This is a genomic window from Rhodanobacter sp. A1T4 (genome assembly GCF_014207185.1).
Lineage (GTDB): Bacteria > Pseudomonadota > Gammaproteobacteria > Xanthomonadales > Rhodanobacteraceae > Rhodanobacter.
The window spans coordinates 74,808-89,995 of record NZ_JACHCP010000005.1 but is presented as its reverse complement, the minus strand read 5'-3'; the positions used below and the strand labels follow the sequence as shown (position 1 = coordinate 89,995).

Below are 15,188 nucleotides of genomic sequence, written 5' to 3'. Positions count from 1 at the left end.
ATGATGCGCATCTCAACCAGCTGGATGTACCAGCAATCCGTGACGACGATGCTCAACCAGGAGGGCGAGCTGTCCAACACGCAGAATCAGGTGAGCACGGGCTTGCGCATCAGCGTGCCGTCCGACGATCCTACCGGTGCGGCGCAGGTGGTCAGCCTCAATCACGTACTGGCCGAAAACACCGGTTATACCAACAACATCACCGCCGCCAACACGCGTTTGTCGACCGAAACGTCGGCACTCAGCTCAGTGACCAATTTGCTCAACAGCGCCAACGACATCGGTCTGAGCGCCATCAATAGCTCCTTGTCCTCCAGCGACCTGAGCAACATGGCGACGCAGCTGACGCAGCTGCGCGATCAGCTGGTGCAGTTGGCCAACACCACCGACGGCAACGGTTCACCTCTCTTTGCCGGCACTAGCACCACCGCTACGCCATTCGTGCAGAGCAGCTCCGGATCGGTGACCTACGCCGGCAATAATCAGCAGTCGCTCACGGCGATCGGGCAGGGCCTGCAGGTGGCCAATTCCGATCCGGGCAGTTCGGTGTTCATGGACATACCTGCCGGCAACGGCTCTTTCGTGGCCAGCGCCGGCAGCGGCAATACCGGCACGCTTGTCGTGGGCGCCAACAGTGTCACCGACACCACCGCATGGACCGCTGCGAATGCATCGGGTCCGGTCAACGACACCATCACTTTTGGCGCCAACGGTACCTACGCGGTGACCGACGCCAACGGCAATCCGGTCAACGATGCCAATGGCAATCCCATCACCGGCACGTACCAGGACGGCGGCAGCATCACGTTCGACGGCTTGTCGGTGACGATGAGCGGCTCCCCCGCCGCCGGCGACACGGTCAGCGTGAATGCCGATACGGCCCAGAACACGCAAAACGTGTTCACCACGCTCAACAACATGATCACCGCGCTGCAAAGCGGTAACGCCAACTCGACGTCACTGAACAATACCCTCAACCGGCAACTCGAATCGCTGAACCAGGCGATGACCAGCGTTTCCAATACGCAGGTATCGGTGGGAAGCCGTATCGATACCCTGCAGCAGCAGCAGTCGAGCTATTCGGATTTGAGCGTGACCTATCAGAGCGCATTGTCGGATGTGCAGAACGTGGATATGGCGACGGCGATCAGCAATCTTTCGTTGCAGTCGACGGCATTACAGGCTTCGCAACAGGTGTTCGCCAAGGTGCAGGGATTGAGTCTGTTTAACTACATTCAGAGTTGATGCGTTCATTCACTGGCGTTGTCTTTATTCCGCTCGGTGCCGATGCGCGGCCCGCGGACGATGATGGTGCAACGGTTGGCGCCGCGCTTTAGAAGTAAAAAGCAGAACGTTGCGTGGCGCAGGCGGCATTCTGGCGACAACCCAGGGGCTGCCGCCAAATGAGTAAAGCCTTAGAGGATGCCTATCCTGCTTAATTCGGCAACCAGGCATTTCGCCAATCGATCAGCATATCCCCCTTCAACATCCAATGCCTTTGCACCGTATCGCGCAGCGCATCGCCCGCTTCGGCAGTGGCATCGAGGTCGGCCAGATGCATACGAATGGCCGAGACCCACTCCTTGTAGCGATTCTTGACGCGCGTCACCGGCAAATCATTCCGATAGCAGACGATATCGGTGCAGATCACCGGAAAACCGCAGGCGCCGTATTCAAGCAGGCGCAAGTTGCTCTTGCACTCGTTGAACAGGTTGTCTTCCAGCGGCGCCAAGGCAAGATCGAGATTGAGCGAGGCGAGCTTGCGCGGGTATTCCTCGATAGGCACGCCTACATGAAATTCATGCACGTAGGGGCGCAGCTTGTCGGGGCACATGCCGAGAAACACCCACTCCACTTCGTCGGCCAGATCGCGAACGACGTCGGCGATCAATTCCAGATCGCCGCGATGGCTTGCGCCACCACCCCAGCCGACGCGGGGCTTGCGACCGACGCGACGCTGGTTTTTCAGCCCGCTCCACCAGTCGACCGGCAGACGGTTTTCTACCAGGCGAATGTCGGAATGGAACCCGTGGAACTGTTCGGCCAGCCTCTCGGTGGAGACGACGAAGCGATCAACCGTCGCTAGCGCGCGCCGCAGCGATTTGACGATGTCCTTGGGCATCACGCTGTGGAACGGACTCTTCACCGGTATTTGCTGGATGTAGTCGTCCAGTTCGTATACTTTGAACGCGCGGGAAAAGTCGCGATAGCTTTCGAGCAGGCTGATCTGTTGTTCGGTCACTTGCCGCTGTAGTACGAGCGACGTGGGTTGGAAACGTTCCATCGCCACCGGCGATAGATGCAAGCCGGCAATCATGCCTTCGACGAGTCCGTCGCGTTGCATCGATGCGAACGGTTGCCGAACACGGTAGTGACCGCATCCGTGTGCATCCGCAGCGACGCAAAACAAACGCGGCAGCAATGGATTGGCGAACGGTTGCCAAGCATTGCCGTGATCGGGATTCAATTCAAACCCGCTGCCATCGATGCTGAAGTTGATGCTGTAGGCTGGGTCGCGTGCCAGCTGCGGCAGCCACTTGCGATACATCGCGCTTTGTTCGCCCTGGAAACGTTTCAGCTTTGTTTCCTGCGCCGTCTTGTCGACCTTGGTCTGGCTGACGCTGCCGACATGCATGAGCCGCGCATAAGGCGTCCAGACGGTCAGATAGCCAGCCGCGTGCACCTTCAGGCACAGGTCGACGTCGTTGTAGGACACTCTGAAGTTGCGTTCGTCCAGACCGCCGACTTCGCTGTAGACGGATTTGCGGATCATCAGGCAAGCCGCGGTGACCGCGGTGTAATTCTGGTCGACGCGAAGGCGATGCATGTAGCCGTCATTTTCCATCGGCGAACCGATGAACGGGTGATCGGCCGGTCCGCGCAGTCCGAGTATTACGCCGCCGTGCTGAATCCGTCCATCCGGATAGTGCAGCTTGGCGCCCACGATGCCGACCTCCGGTCGCTGTGCGTGATTGAGCAGCGCCTCGATCCAGTCGTCATGCAGCACCGCCGTGTCGTTATTGAGCAGGATCAGGTATTCGCCGCGCGCCTGTGCCGCAGCAAAGTTGTTGATCGCCGAATAGTTGAATGGGTGCGGATAGCGCAGTATGCGCAGCTGGTTGCTATTGAGGCGTTCGATGCCATCCAGATAGGCGCACGCCGCAGGCTCCTCGCTGCTGTTGTCCACGATCAGCAACTCGTAGTTGAGATAGCTCGTCTTGGACAACAGGCTATCGATCAGGCCATTCAGCATCGGCAGCTGGTCTTTCGTGGGAATGATGATGGAGACCAGCGGCTGACGCGCATGTTGGTAGAGCACGCGATTGAAGCCGGGAAGTACGCCCGCCTCTATCGTATGCGCGATATTCATCCGCTGCAGATGACTGGAAACGATCTCGGCGCTGTACGCCTTCACCGCGTCGGAGGCGAGCCATTGACCGTAAGGCAGTGCGGCGCGATACATCACTTCGCCGATATGGCCGATGGTGTGCAGGCCGTCCGTTTCGATCAGGCGGAACAGCAGATCGTGAACGCCGAGTTCGCCGTAGGCCTCGTTCAAGCCGCCGAGCTCCATGCAACGTCGCCGTCCGAAGGCTATGGATCGGCCTGTATACGGATAGCTGCGAAGCAGGTCGAGATTGAAGTCGGGCTTGAAGATCGGGTTTTCGAACACGCCATTGTTGCAGGTGTCTTCGTCGACATAGACTGCCGTCAAATATGGCATCGCGGTGATGCGCTCGGCCAACAGCAGCAGCGAAGCCGGATGCAGCAGGTCGCCAGCGTAGACGAGCTGTATCCAGTCGGCATCGCAGGCGGCTATTGCATTGTTGACGCGTTCGATCAGATCGAGAGGATCTTCGGTCGACACGACACTGATCGCGCGGTGCGGATACTGTTGCGTATCGAGGCTGGCAACGCTGCGTAACACGGCCTCGGCGTCGTTATCCGCGTCGATAAGCAGCAGCTGCATCTTTGGCGGCGCACCCTTTTTTTCGATACGGTTTATTGCCTGCGCAACGGCGACGTCGCCAAGCTGCAGTTTCGCCTGCCACTGCTTGTAGGTATCCGATGGCGGCGGCGGGAGCAGCCACTCCGGCACGATCTTCAAATGACGATCCGTGCGCGTCCAGCAATCGGCATCGTGAATTTCGCGTGCGAACGATTCGTTGATATGGCGACCGTGCTCGATCCATTCCGGCGACGCGTCCAGCAAGAGTCGCTTGCACAGCCACGTCACGCGGTCGATCGGCGCCGCGAGTCCGAGCAGCGTCTCCATGCCGCTTTCGTAGGCGATCTGCCATAGCCCCACGTAGACCGGAATCTGCTTTTCGATACGCTGACGGGCGCGCCATTGGCCACCTCGAAAAACAACGCTATCGTAGTCGTGCAGGTTCATGCTCGCTGGCACGGCGTCGAGCCATTCGGCCGGTATCTTCTCTTCGTCGTCCGCCTGGGCGTAAACCAGCGCCCCCCACTTCCGCAGCAGCGCAATCAGGCGGTCGGTCCGTTGTGCCTGGATCGCCTGGCGAAGCTTCACCAGCAGCGAACGACCGGGCGTCAGCACGCGGGTGTCCATGATTGATTCAAATGCCGTCGTGCTCCATGACGAACCGGGCAACATCGGACGCGGAACGACTTGGATGGTCTCCTCGGCCAGGAGATAGTCGGTGACGGTATTGAGTGCCGGCACGCGATCGTCGGCGAACACCTGGGCCACGCGATCGGCGCGCAGGGGCGATGCAGCGCCATCTCGGCGTGCCACCAGCATCACGCCGGGCGCGTGCTGCGCCAACGTACCCGTTTCGACGTGCCTCTCCCATCGTGTCGCTTGCTTGCCCCCGTCGCGCAGCAAGGGGCGTTGCGCAATCAGGTCGTCCACGCGCAGGTGGGCCGCTTGCGCGGGCAATGGTTCGGCGATCAGCACTTCAGGCAGCAGCGCATCGGGGAAAGCCAGCTGCGTGTCGATGCCGGAAAAGCCGGCTTTTTTCAGCACGTCTGCCATCTGGTTGCGCGATGGCATGCGGCTGTCCCAGCTGTCTGGCGAAGTCTGGGATGTCGCCAGCAGTAGAAAGCCATCGGGTTTGAGTGCCGAGGCGGCGATTTTGATCGCCTCTTCAATCGATTCGCCACGCGGCCACGCCTCGGCGTAGTCGTCGCCGAATGCCATGGACACCACGTCGTATTCGGGCCGCAACGTCAACTCGCGCAGGCTGGCCTGGAAAACTCTTGCCTTGGGCTGTTCGTGCAGTCGCGCCGCGGCAACGCGGGCCCAGTGTGGCGCGAATTCGATCGCATCGACGTGGCACCCGCGCTCGATCCAAGCCTGGGTGACCGCGCCGCCGCCACAACCGATTTCCAGCACGCAGGTGTGCTTATCGAGGCCGTCGAGCGCATGCAAGAAATTGGCGCGTCGCGGCGAGAGCTGCAGCGCGCTGGTGCGATCTTCGATGGCTTTCGCCAGCACGGGCGAGTACAGGCTGGTATCCGACGCGTCTCGCATCAGATCGAACAGCCGTGTGGCTGCGGTGTGTATGGCCGTGTGCGGCGGACGGTCGCGCAACGGCGAGTGCCATACGCCTTCGTCGTTTTGCTGGAAGCTTTCCAACGGCCACGCGGGCGGCAACACGGCGAGCTGTGCGACCACTCGCAGCACGATGTCGTCGTGCGTGGTGTTCAGTATCTGCTCGTGGGCGAGGAATTCCTTCCAGTCGCGCGCGCCGGAGCCATCGGCGAAGCCGCGGCTGAATTTGTGCCGGCACTCTTCTTCCGACTTACTCCAGTAATGGTTGATGCGCAGCGTATCAACCGATACCTTGGTGGAGAAGGGACCATCGATCGGCTGTTCGTTCTCATCCACCGCGCGCGCATCGTCGGCATAGCGCATGAAGTGAGCGTTGGCGCAGCCGATCACCTTCGACGGCTGCACGATACTTTTGACGTGCGAGTTCTCCGGACGAAAGCTGCCGTCCGCGAGCTTTAGATGCTTATAGTGCAGCCCGCCGTCCAACTGTCCTCGCCGCAGATAGTTTTCCAGCACGCCTCCGGCTGGTTTCTGCATGTGCCCGGCCGAGCCGAACATGACCCAGTTAACGCCCACGCCGGGATAAGCCGCGTACTGCGCCAACACATCGGGCAATAGCTTGGCTTTCGGCGAGAAAAGGAATTCGTCCACATCGATAAAGGCAAGCCAGTCCGTCTCCGCGCCGTGGGTGCGCAGGCAGTGTTCGTAGGCATCGAGCTGGGCCGGGCGACGCGGCCACTCGTGCAGCACCACGGTGCCCGCGTCGATATGCATCTGCACGGCGTCGATATAGCGATCGTCGCTGCCGTTGTTGTAGAGGTAAAAACGCTCCACGCCCATCAACTGGTGAAATTCCACCCATTCACGCAAATAGGCTGCCTCGTCCTTGAATACGGCACAGACCGCCAATACACAACGCATGTTTCTTCCTCGCCTTATCGATTAGCAACGGGCGCCCGCGTCGAAATTCCGACGCTTCGGCGCACTGGCGCCAAATGAGGGGGCAGCAGCAAGCTTGGTGCCAACGACAGCGTCTGGCCGATGGGAGCGTCATGCGTTCGGTATCCGACCTGGGTCGGTGCGGCACGCGAGATACGAATGAGGGGAGTGCGAGTAGCGGGATGCTGATATTGCGTATTGCGCAGCGTCGCGAACATATAGATGCGGTGCAATAAAGAGTTCAGGCTTGCCGTCTGGCTGCCGCTATCGGCATGTCTTCATCGCTTGCCGCTAACCGAGCTTTCGGGAACGCTTGATATCGGCGGAGACGCGATCTGCTGAGTCCGCTCCAAACACGGGTTTCCCCGGGAAAATAAAAAAATCAAGTCCAGCGCTCAAGTATTTCCCCGTATGGCCGAAAAAGTTTTCGAGGCGGTCGGTACACCATTCTGAGAACCCCGCCGGAATAAGCACAACTTACAAACCGGCTATCGGTTCCAGGAGACTCACTATGTCACTCGTACTCAATACCAACATCTCGTCGCTGCAAGCCCAGAACAATCTGACCAAGTCGTCGAGCCAGCTGAGCACCGCAACGGAAGATCTGTCCTCGGGTCTGAAGGTCAACAGCGCTGCGGATAATGCTGCAGGCTTTGCCATCGCCACCCGCTTCCAGACGCAGATCGGCGGTCTAGGCCAGGCCAGCGAAAACGCCAGCGACGCCATCAACCTGTCGCAAACCGCCGGTTCGGCGCTGACGCAAATCACGTCCAACCTGCAGTCTGTTCGCGATCTGGCGGTGCAGTCCGCCAACGGTACGTATCAGGCTTCCGACCGCGCGGCGATCAACACTTCCGTGCAGCAGTACCTGTCGGAAATCACCCGTATCGCCAACCAGACCAGCTTCAACGGCACAAACGTGCTCAATGGTTCCACCAGCCAGCTGTCGTTCCAGATCGGTGCAAACGTCGGTCAGTCGATCAATGTGCAGCTGGGCCAGGGCGTTACCGCTGGCCAGGTCGGTCAGATATCCGAAGTGTCCACCGGCAACCTCAGCGGGGCATTCGTCACGGCGGCCGGTGCAAGCGGCGGCACGCTCAGCCTGAGCGGCCTGTCGATCACCGGCGCCGACGGTACGTCGTACACCTTCACCGGCAATGTCACTGCAAGCAGTGCGCAGGACGTGGCCGATGACATCAACGCCGCCGGCATCAACGGGGTCAGCGCTGCCGTGAACGCCAACGGCGGTATCAACCTCTATTCGTCGGGCAAGCTGTCCGTGAACGGTGCCACGGTTACCGGTTCGGCCGGTTCGGCGGCAGCCGGCTTCACCACATTCACCACGGCAGCCACGGGTTTCGGTGCTACCGCCGGTGCAGGTCTGCCCGCGACCGGTGCGGCTTACACGGATGGCGAAGCACTGACCGCTTCGGGTTCGCTGCAAGGTGGCGATGTTTTGACGGTGGACGATGCCAACCAGCTGATCTCGCGCATCGATGCGGCCCTGACCACGGTGAGTAACTTCTCCAGTACGCTTGGCGCCGTGCAGAACCGCTTCCAGTCCACCATTGCCACGGTGAGTGCTCAGCAGACCAACCTGACCGCTTCGCAGAGCTCTATCCAAGATACGGATTTTGCTGCAGAAACTGCCCAGTTAAGCCAGGCGCAGGTATTGCAGCAGGCGGGTATCTCGGTGCTGGCCACGGCCAACTCCGTGCCACAGCAGATCCTCAAGTTGCTGCAGTAATGGGTTCATCCGGCCATGGCTTTGGAGCCATGGCCGGAATTTTGCTTAAGCGATCTGGCGGCGGTCGTCGACCGCCAGAAAGCCCACGCGAGCGGCAGGTAAAGCTTTCACCCGAGGTGTAAGTTTTGCCGGCGGCTTGGTGGATCGCGGCGATGCCGCGGTGTTCGGACGAACCATTTTTGCGAGGCCCTTCATGAGCAGCATTTCCAGCGTGGGATCCAGTACGACGTCGTACGCCACCACCGGGACCGCCGCCACCGGCACATCCACGACAGCTACCGGTTCGGCCAGCATCAGCGGTACCGGCTTGCTCAGTTCGCTAGGCCTGGGCTCGGGACTGGACGTCAATTCGATCATTACCGCGCTGGTCAGTGCCCAGGAGAGCGGTCCGCAGGCCCAGATTACCAATCAGACCAACCTGGACAACAATAAGATCGCCGGTCTGACGGCGCTGAGTACCTCGTTGAGTGGCTTGCAGGCGGCGCTGTCCGAGCTGACGTCCAGTACCACCTACAGCACGTATACCGCGTCGCTAGCCAACACGGCGGTGGGCACAGCAACCACGCTGCCCGACGCGACGCCGGGTTCCTACAATATCGATGTGACGGCGCTGGCAACCGCGCAGAAGCGCATCAGCGCGGCCTCGGCCGGTGCCTCTGCGGTAGGAGCCGGCACGCTCACGATCGGCGTGGGCAGCAAATCGATCAATGTTTCCGTATCGTCGACGGACACTTTGTCCTCGATCGCCAGCTCGATCAACAATGCCAGCAACAATCCGGGCGTATCGGCCACGGTCGTGGTGGGCGTCAACGGGTCGCAGCTGGTACTGACCTCGACCAGCACGGGCGTCGCCAATGGTTTCAGTGTCAGCGCCAGCAGCGACAGCAGCAGCGGTCTCAGCGCGTTGGCGACCACGCTCAATACGCCGGGCAGCAATGAAGCGAGCGACGCGCAGCTGACGGTCGACGGCATAGCGGTGACCAGCGCCTCGAACAATGTGAGCGGTGCCCTGACCGGCGTCACCTTGGCTCTCACCGGTACCGGTTCGTCTCAGCTCAATATCACGCAAAGCACCGCCCCGATCAGCACGGCGGTGAACGATTTCGTGACGGCGTACAACCAGTACGCAAGCAACGTCGCCACGCTCAATAGCTACAATTCCTCGACCGGTCAGGCCGGTGTGTTGTTGGGCGATCCGACCCTGGCGGCGATTCAGACGCAGATTTCCAACGTGCTGGGCAGCTCGGTATCCGGCAACAGCATTGGCACCCTGGCCAGCCTGGGCATCACGCGCAATGCCGACGGCAGCATCTCGCTGAATTCGACTACGTTGAGTAACGCGCTGGCCAACAACCCGGCTGCCGTGCAGGGCCTGTTCACCGGGACCAAGGGCATCGCGACGCAGCTCAGCAGCGTCGCCAGCAATTTCAACGCCAGCGACGGTGTGCTGCAGACACAGATCAGCAGCATCACGACCGACGTCACCAACCTGAGCGCGCAGCAGACGGCATTGACCGCGCGCATGGCGGTCTACCAACAGCAACTGGTCAAGCAATACACCAACCTGGACACGTTGATGACATCGCTGAATAACACCAGCTCCTACCTCACGCAGTCGTTGGACGCGATGAACAATGCCAGCAGCAAGAGTTAAGGTGAGGGCCGCGCCATGATGAAAAGTGCAAGCGCCCTGTATCGCCAGACCGACGTCCAGGGCAGTATCGAAGGGGCCGATCGCCACCAGCTGATCGCCATGTTGTTCGATGGTCTGGTGGATCGGGTCAATCAGGCGCGCGGCCATATCCTGCATCAGGATGTGCCGGCCAAGGGCCAGAGCTTTTCCAAAGCCATCGCCATCCTCACCGAACTGCGGGCAAGCCTCGATCACACCGTCGCGCCGGTGCTGACGGCGCGACTGGACAGCCTTTACGACTACGTGACCCGCCGTCTGCTGTTCGCACAGCTGAACGACGATCTGGCTGCGCTGGATGAGTGTCAGCGACTGATCGCACCTATTCGTGAAGCATGGCAGGGCATCCGCGGAAAGTTTCTCGCTGATCAGCAGGCATCGACGCTGGCGGCGTCTCCATGAGCGATTCTGCCTATGCTGGGCTGCAACGCGCGCTGGACATCACGCTGCAGATGCTGGCCGCCTCGGCCGATGGGCAGTGGCAACAGGTCGCGGAACTGGAGGCCGAGCGGCAGCCGTGCATCAGGCAACACGGTGACGACCAGCGCAGCCGGGAGTTGCTGACTACGCTTCATCAGCACAACGAACATCTCCTGAAGCGCGCGGACGTCGCACGCGAGGCGCTGGAGCGTGAATTGAGCCAGCATAAGTACAACCATCGCGCCTTGAACGTATATATCGCCTCATCCGGTTGAATAAGATCGGACGGGGAGTTCACTGAACGCGCATCGGTCACGAATTGCGCTGCAGGAATGGACCTCTCGATCGAGCCGCAGGGTCGGTTCATTGGCAGCGTCAGGAGCGGGCAGATGCACGACAAAAAATGGCAGGAATTCTCTCAGCGAATGGCCTACGAAGGCAGTTTGCACATGGCCGTGGAGCCGCTGGACAACGCACCGGACGCATTGGCCGGCTACAACGAACGGAATCTGCACGTTCTGCGGGCACTGGCGTCGCTGGATGAGCGACGGGCCGAGAACAACGGCGAGGATGATAATCCGGTGATGCAGGAATTGCTGCGCATGGACAGCAAGATCAATGTGCTGATGGAAGTGGTCAATCGGCTACTGATCCCGATAACGCAGTTGCCGGGCCAGCACGTTATCCGTTTCAACGCGCTCGGTATTGTTGTTCCCCAGGATTTGTTGCCGGCGACCGAACAACTATTAGTTCGTCTGCATTTCGACGCCTGCCGTGCTCTGCCGCTCGAACTCCCGGGGTGCCTGGAGCGCCGATTCGACGACGGATCGGCCTATATCGCCTTTATTGAATCGAGTGAAATGGTCGAAGATGGGTTGGAACGTTTCGTTTTTCGTCACCACCGACGAAAAGTGGCAGAGGCCCGCGCGACGGCATTATGAAGACGCGGATGCCTCGACTTTAAAAACGTGACGGTCATCACTTATTGGGGCGTCGGTGCGAGAAAATTTTGACGTAACCGTTTTCATCCGGCGTCTTGGACAGTCGTCCTTGACCTGTTTTTACTTTCATAAATATCGATCTAAATTAAACGTCTACACGCACTTTTCGTGCAACTTCTTGCGACATGTTTATCAAGTCGCGCTCCACGCTTCCGCGCGCGGATGATGCCGCCGTAAATTTTTTGGCACCCTTCTTGCTGAAACCTATCGCAGGTGTCGCGACGGATCGCTGACACAGAAGGGGCAACACGGTCTGGGATCGTCCCGTGTTCGTTCGGCGGTATTGGAGATGGACTTTTGCATCATGCATAAAGGCAATTTTCTTGTGATGGAGCGCGACGACGCGCGCGCCAGCAGCATTGTTTCGGCATTGCAATTTCTGGGTTATCACTCGCAGCGGTGGGATGCATCCCAGGACACTGATTTGGCATCGGATGACTGGCGCGTGGTCTATCTGGGCAGCTTCGTTGACGAAGACGAAGACCGTCAGGCACTGACGTTGCTGCAAGAGCAGAACGATCGGCTGCTGCTACTGGTTTGTGCTGATTCGCCGCATGCCGCATTCCTGGCTGCTCCCAGTTCCGGCTTTGCCGGTCGCATGGAGTTGCTGGAATTTCCGCTGCGCTATGAGCGCTTGTCGGAGGCCATTCGCAGTTTGCACGCGCGCCAGCTGGCATCGATTCCGATGACCCAGCGTCTGGTGGGTGATTCGGTGGCCATGGGCAAGGTCAATGCACTGATCCGCCAGGTTGCGCCGTTCGACTCGAATGTATTGGTGCTGGGTGAATCCGGTACGGGCAAGGAAATGGTTGCGCGCAGCATTCATGACTGTTCGCCACGTCGCGACAAGCCGTTTATTGCAGTCAATTGCGGCGCGATCCCCGCCGAGCTACTCGAGAGCGAATTGTTCGGCCACGAGAAAGGTTCCTTCACCGGTGCAATCAGTGCGCGCAAGGGGCGTTTCGAGCTGGCCGAGGGCGGCACGCTGTTCCTGGACGAGATCGGTGACATGAGCCTGCCAATGCAGGTCAAGCTGCTGCGCGTTTTGCAGGAGCGTGTGTATGAGCGCGTCGGTGGCACACGCACTCTGCGTAGTAACGTGCGGATCATCGCTGCCACCCATCGCAATTTGGAACGGGCCATCGTCGAAGGCAGATTCCGCGAAGATTTGTATTACCGGCTGAGCGTATTCCCGTTGGAAATGCCGGCGCTGCATCAGCATCTGGAAGACCTTTTCAAGTTGATCACCGAGTTCAACCAGCGCTTGTCGCGACGTGGCCTCGGTGGCGTGCGTTTCAGTAACAGTGCGATGCAGGCGCTGCGCCAATACAGGTGGCCCGGCAATGTGCGCGAGCTTTCCAACCTGGTCGAACGGCTGGCGATTCTCTATCCGCAAAGCGAAGTACGTGCCTGCGATCTGCCGGAAAAATATCGCGGCGCTCAGTCCGCCGACGAAGTGGGTGGCGGAGTACTGCTGGCGTGGATGGACGGACCGCCGCAGTCGGCATTGGCCAGTTCCGGCCTCACGCCGGATACCGACATGTTGCTGCCTGAAGGCGGTGTGGATCTCAAAGACCACCTGGCGGACATCGAAGTGGGACTGATACGCCAGGCACTGGATATCACCGACGGTGTGGTGGCGCACGCGGCGAAACTGCTGCGGATGCAGCGCACGACACTGGTCGAGAAGTTGCGCAAATACGGTTTGCAGGCGGGTGTGGCTGCACAGTGAATAGTGTCGGTTGCGTGGCATGGCTTGTGCTTACATCTCTTCAATCACGGTCTAGCGTTGGAAAACCGACATGAGCCAAATTGACGTCAACAGCGTTCTCTCGCAAATGCGGCAGCTCGGCACGCAAGCTACATCGATGCTGTCCGAAACTCCGATTGGGACCGCAGACAATACGGTCGGCAGCGCAACCGGAATCGATTTTGGTTCGCTTCTCAAGCGATCGGTGGCAGCCGTTGCGGATAGCCAGTCGACAGCACAGAACCAAGTCAACGCGTTCGAGCGTGGTGATGCCGGATCCGATATCGGTAGCACTGTGATCGCCGGACAGAAGGCCGATCTCTCTTTCCGTGCGCTGGTGCAGGTGCGCAACAAGCTCACCGATGCCTACACCAACATCATGAACATGCCGGTCTGATTCCGGATCACCACCCGACGCCCTCGGCGTCATCACGATTAGAGTATTCATGGCCGAAAACGCCATCACACCGTCAGGTAACGGTTCGCGCCTGGATCCGCTGAAAAGCCTCCTGCGCAATCCGGCGACCCGGCTTCTCATGCTGCTGTTCGGCGTCGCCGCCGCAGTGGCATTCGGCGTGGCGATCGTGCTGTGGTCACGCGGCCCCAACTACGGGCTGCTGTATGCCGGGCTCGATCCCAAAGATGCTTCAAGCATCACGCAGGCCTTGCAGGCCAGCAATACCCCGTACAAGTTGGGCGCCGACGGTGCCTCCATTTCCGTGCCGGCAGAAACACTTGCCGACACCCGGCTGCGGCTGGCCGGGCAGGGGCTGCCGCAGGGCAGTACCGCGGGCGGCATGTTGCCGCAAAGCGATTCACCCTTCGGCATGAGCGATCTGGCCGAAACCACACGCTATCAGCAGATGCTGGAAACCGACCTTGGCGGCACCATCGCCGGGCTCCAGTTCGTGCGTGCGGCGCGTGTCCACCTTGCGTTGCCGAAAACGTCGGCGTTCATTCGTGATAATCGTCCGGCCAGCGCGTCGGTGCTCTTGACGCTTTACCCCGGACGCCAGCTCGACAGCAGTCAGGTTGGCGCGATCGTGCATCTGGTCTCGGCCAGCGTGCCCGACCTGGATCCGGCGCAGGTATCCGTAGTCGATCAGCAAGGTGCGTTGCTCACGGTGGCCGATCCTGACAGCCCCGGTGCAGTGGGCGATATGCGCCTGCGTCTCGCCACGCGCATGGAGAACAGTTATGCGCAGCGTATCGAAGAGCTGCTCACGCCACTGGTCGGTGTGGGTCGGGTCCGTGCGCAAGTGCATGCCGATCTGGATTTCAGCCAGACCGAAAAGGCTACCGAAAGCTACGACAACGCCAATCCGGCGGTGCGCAGTGAGCAGACCACCAGCGAGCAGAAGCGCGATGACGTGGGTGGTGCGATCGCCGGTGCGTTGAGCAATCAGCCGCCAAACAGCACGCCACAGCCGACCGCGGCCAAGCCCAATGTTGCGAACGCCAAGGCAGCCACGGCGCAGACATCCACGCCTAGCCAAACCTCGTCGAGTTCGACGCGCAATTACGAACTGGGTCGCACCATCAGCCACGTCAGCGACCCGGCCGGTCGGCTGGTACGCCTCTCCGTCGCCGTGGTGGTCGACAACAAGGCGGCGATCGACGGCAAGGGCAAGAGCGTGCCGTTCGGTACGCAGGATCTGCAGCACCTCACCGATCTGGCCAAGAACGCGGTGGGTTTCGACGCGCAGCGCGGCGATACCGTCAGCGTGATCAATCAAGCCTTCACCGAGACGCCGGTGGATGCCGCGCCCTTCGTCCAGCCGTTCTGGCAGCACCCGGGGATGATGGATCTGATCAAGCAGGGCGTGGGTATCCTGATCGCGCTGCTGATTGCCTTCGGTCTGCTGCGCCCGCTGCTCAAGGGCCTGATGCGCGCACCCGAACCGCTCGCTGCGTTGCCCGGGCCGATGCCATCGGTGTCCGTGCGCATCAGCGATGACGATCGCCTCGACGAACGTCCCGACCCCATGCGCATCGGCTCGCCGCAGATTCAGTCGATGGCCTACGAACAGAAGATCGGCCAGGCCCGCAAGTTGGTCCAGGAAAATCCGAAGCAGGTGGCGCAAGTAGTCATGAACTGGGTAGGCGACGATGGCAGTTGA

The 15,188-nt window shown here is 60.3% G+C and carries 11 protein-coding genes; 9 read left to right on the top strand and 2 right to left on the bottom strand.

What is annotated here, in order from left to right; translation table 11 throughout:
• Entirely contained in the window at positions 1 to 1,245 is a 1,245-nt protein-coding gene (gene flgL, locus HDE80_RS11365) for a flagellar hook-associated protein FlgL (RefSeq protein ID WP_255483711.1), read from the top strand.
• Positions 1,246 to 1,435: 190 nt separating this feature from the next.
• Here flgL and HDE80_RS11360 read toward each other — a convergent pair whose 3' ends face one another.
• On the bottom strand, positions 1,436 to 6,442 hold the full coding sequence (locus tag HDE80_RS11360) for a glycosyltransferase family 92 protein (RefSeq protein WP_184670927.1): 5,007 nt from the start codon (positions 6,440 to 6,442) through the stop codon (positions 1,436 to 1,438).
• A 529-nt stretch (positions 6,443 to 6,971) separates the two neighbouring features.
• Between HDE80_RS11360 and HDE80_RS11355 the strand changes: the two genes are divergently transcribed.
• Positions 6,972 to 8,207 (top strand): flagellin, encoded by a 1,236-nt coding sequence (locus HDE80_RS11355; RefSeq protein WP_184670925.1) that lies wholly within the window; start codon positions 6,972 to 6,974, stop codon positions 8,205 to 8,207.
• 45 nt (positions 8,208 to 8,252) lie between these two features.
• On the opposite strand, the gene HDE80_RS11350 is transcribed toward HDE80_RS11355, so the two are convergent.
• Positions 8,253 to 8,402 (bottom strand): hypothetical protein, encoded by a 150-nt coding sequence (locus HDE80_RS11350; RefSeq protein ID WP_184670923.1) that lies wholly within the window; start codon positions 8,400 to 8,402, stop codon positions 8,253 to 8,255.
• Here HDE80_RS11350 and fliD point away from each other — a divergent pair.
• The 7 genes from fliD to fliF all read left to right on the top strand — a co-directional run bounded on the left by fliD (position 8,401) and on the right by fliF (position 15,188).
• Positions 8,401 to 9,861: a flagellar filament capping protein FliD gene (gene fliD / locus HDE80_RS11345; RefSeq protein ID WP_184670922.1), complete on the top strand. Its 1,461-nt coding sequence runs from the start codon at positions 8,401 to 8,403 to the stop codon at positions 9,859 to 9,861. The two genes, HDE80_RS11350 and fliD, sit on opposite strands and share 2 nt — an antisense overlap.
• Positions 9,862 to 9,876: 15 nt before the next feature.
• Positions 9,877 to 10,299, top strand: coding sequence for a flagellar export chaperone FliS (gene fliS / locus HDE80_RS11340; protein ID WP_184670920.1), 423 nt, complete (start codon positions 9,877 to 9,879; stop codon positions 10,297 to 10,299).
• Positions 10,296 to 10,592 carry a hypothetical protein gene (locus tag HDE80_RS11335; RefSeq protein ID WP_184670918.1) on the top strand — a complete coding sequence of 99 codons (297 nt, stop codon included), beginning with the start codon at positions 10,296 to 10,298 and terminating at the stop codon, positions 10,590 to 10,592. The genes fliS and HDE80_RS11335 overlap by 4 nt, the downstream gene beginning before the upstream one ends.
• A 57-nt stretch (positions 10,593 to 10,649) precedes the next feature.
• The gene (locus HDE80_RS11330; RefSeq protein ID WP_255483710.1) at positions 10,650 to 11,258 is read left to right on the top strand and encodes a PilZ domain-containing protein; all 609 of its coding nucleotides are present in this window, start codon (positions 10,650 to 10,652) and stop codon (positions 11,256 to 11,258) included.
• 364 nt (positions 11,259 to 11,622) lie between these two features.
• Positions 11,623 to 13,050, top strand: coding sequence for a sigma-54 dependent transcriptional regulator (locus tag HDE80_RS11325; RefSeq protein ID WP_184670916.1), 1,428 nt, complete (start codon positions 11,623 to 11,625; stop codon positions 13,048 to 13,050).
• Positions 13,051 to 13,120: 70 nt separating this feature from the next.
• The gene (fliE, locus tag HDE80_RS11320; RefSeq protein ID WP_184670914.1) at positions 13,121 to 13,465 is read left to right on the top strand and encodes a flagellar hook-basal body complex protein FliE; all 345 of its coding nucleotides are present in this window, start codon (positions 13,121 to 13,123) and stop codon (positions 13,463 to 13,465) included.
• 49 nt (positions 13,466 to 13,514) lie between these two features.
• Positions 13,515 to 15,188 carry a flagellar basal-body MS-ring/collar protein FliF gene (gene fliF, locus HDE80_RS11315; RefSeq protein ID WP_184670912.1) on the top strand — a complete coding sequence of 558 codons (1,674 nt, stop codon included), beginning with the start codon at positions 13,515 to 13,517 and terminating at the stop codon, positions 15,186 to 15,188.

Coding starts and splice junctions, on each gene's coding strand:
- flgL (WP_255483711.1), top strand. CDS start 1: ATGATGCGCATCTCAACCAGCTGGATGTACCAGCAATCCGTGACGACG.
- HDE80_RS11360 (WP_184670927.1), bottom strand. CDS start 6,442: ATGCGTTGTGTATTGGCGGTCTGTGCCGTATTCAAGGACGAGGCAGCC.
- HDE80_RS11355 (WP_184670925.1), top strand. CDS start 6,972: ATGTCACTCGTACTCAATACCAACATCTCGTCGCTGCAAGCCCAGAAC.
- fliD (WP_184670922.1), top strand. CDS start 8,401: ATGAGCAGCATTTCCAGCGTGGGATCCAGTACGACGTCGTACGCCACC.
- HDE80_RS11350 (WP_184670923.1), bottom strand. CDS start 8,402: ATGAAGGGCCTCGCAAAAATGGTTCGTCCGAACACCGCGGCATCGCCG.
- fliS (WP_184670920.1), top strand. CDS start 9,877: ATGATGAAAAGTGCAAGCGCCCTGTATCGCCAGACCGACGTCCAGGGC.
- HDE80_RS11335 (WP_184670918.1), top strand. CDS start 10,296: ATGAGCGATTCTGCCTATGCTGGGCTGCAACGCGCGCTGGACATCACG.
- HDE80_RS11330 (WP_255483710.1), top strand. CDS start 10,650: ATGGACCTCTCGATCGAGCCGCAGGGTCGGTTCATTGGCAGCGTCAGG.
- HDE80_RS11325 (WP_184670916.1), top strand. CDS start 11,623: ATGCATAAAGGCAATTTTCTTGTGATGGAGCGCGACGACGCGCGCGCC.
- fliE (WP_184670914.1), top strand. CDS start 13,121: ATGAGCCAAATTGACGTCAACAGCGTTCTCTCGCAAATGCGGCAGCTC.
- fliF (WP_184670912.1), top strand. CDS start 13,515: ATGGCCGAAAACGCCATCACACCGTCAGGTAACGGTTCGCGCCTGGAT.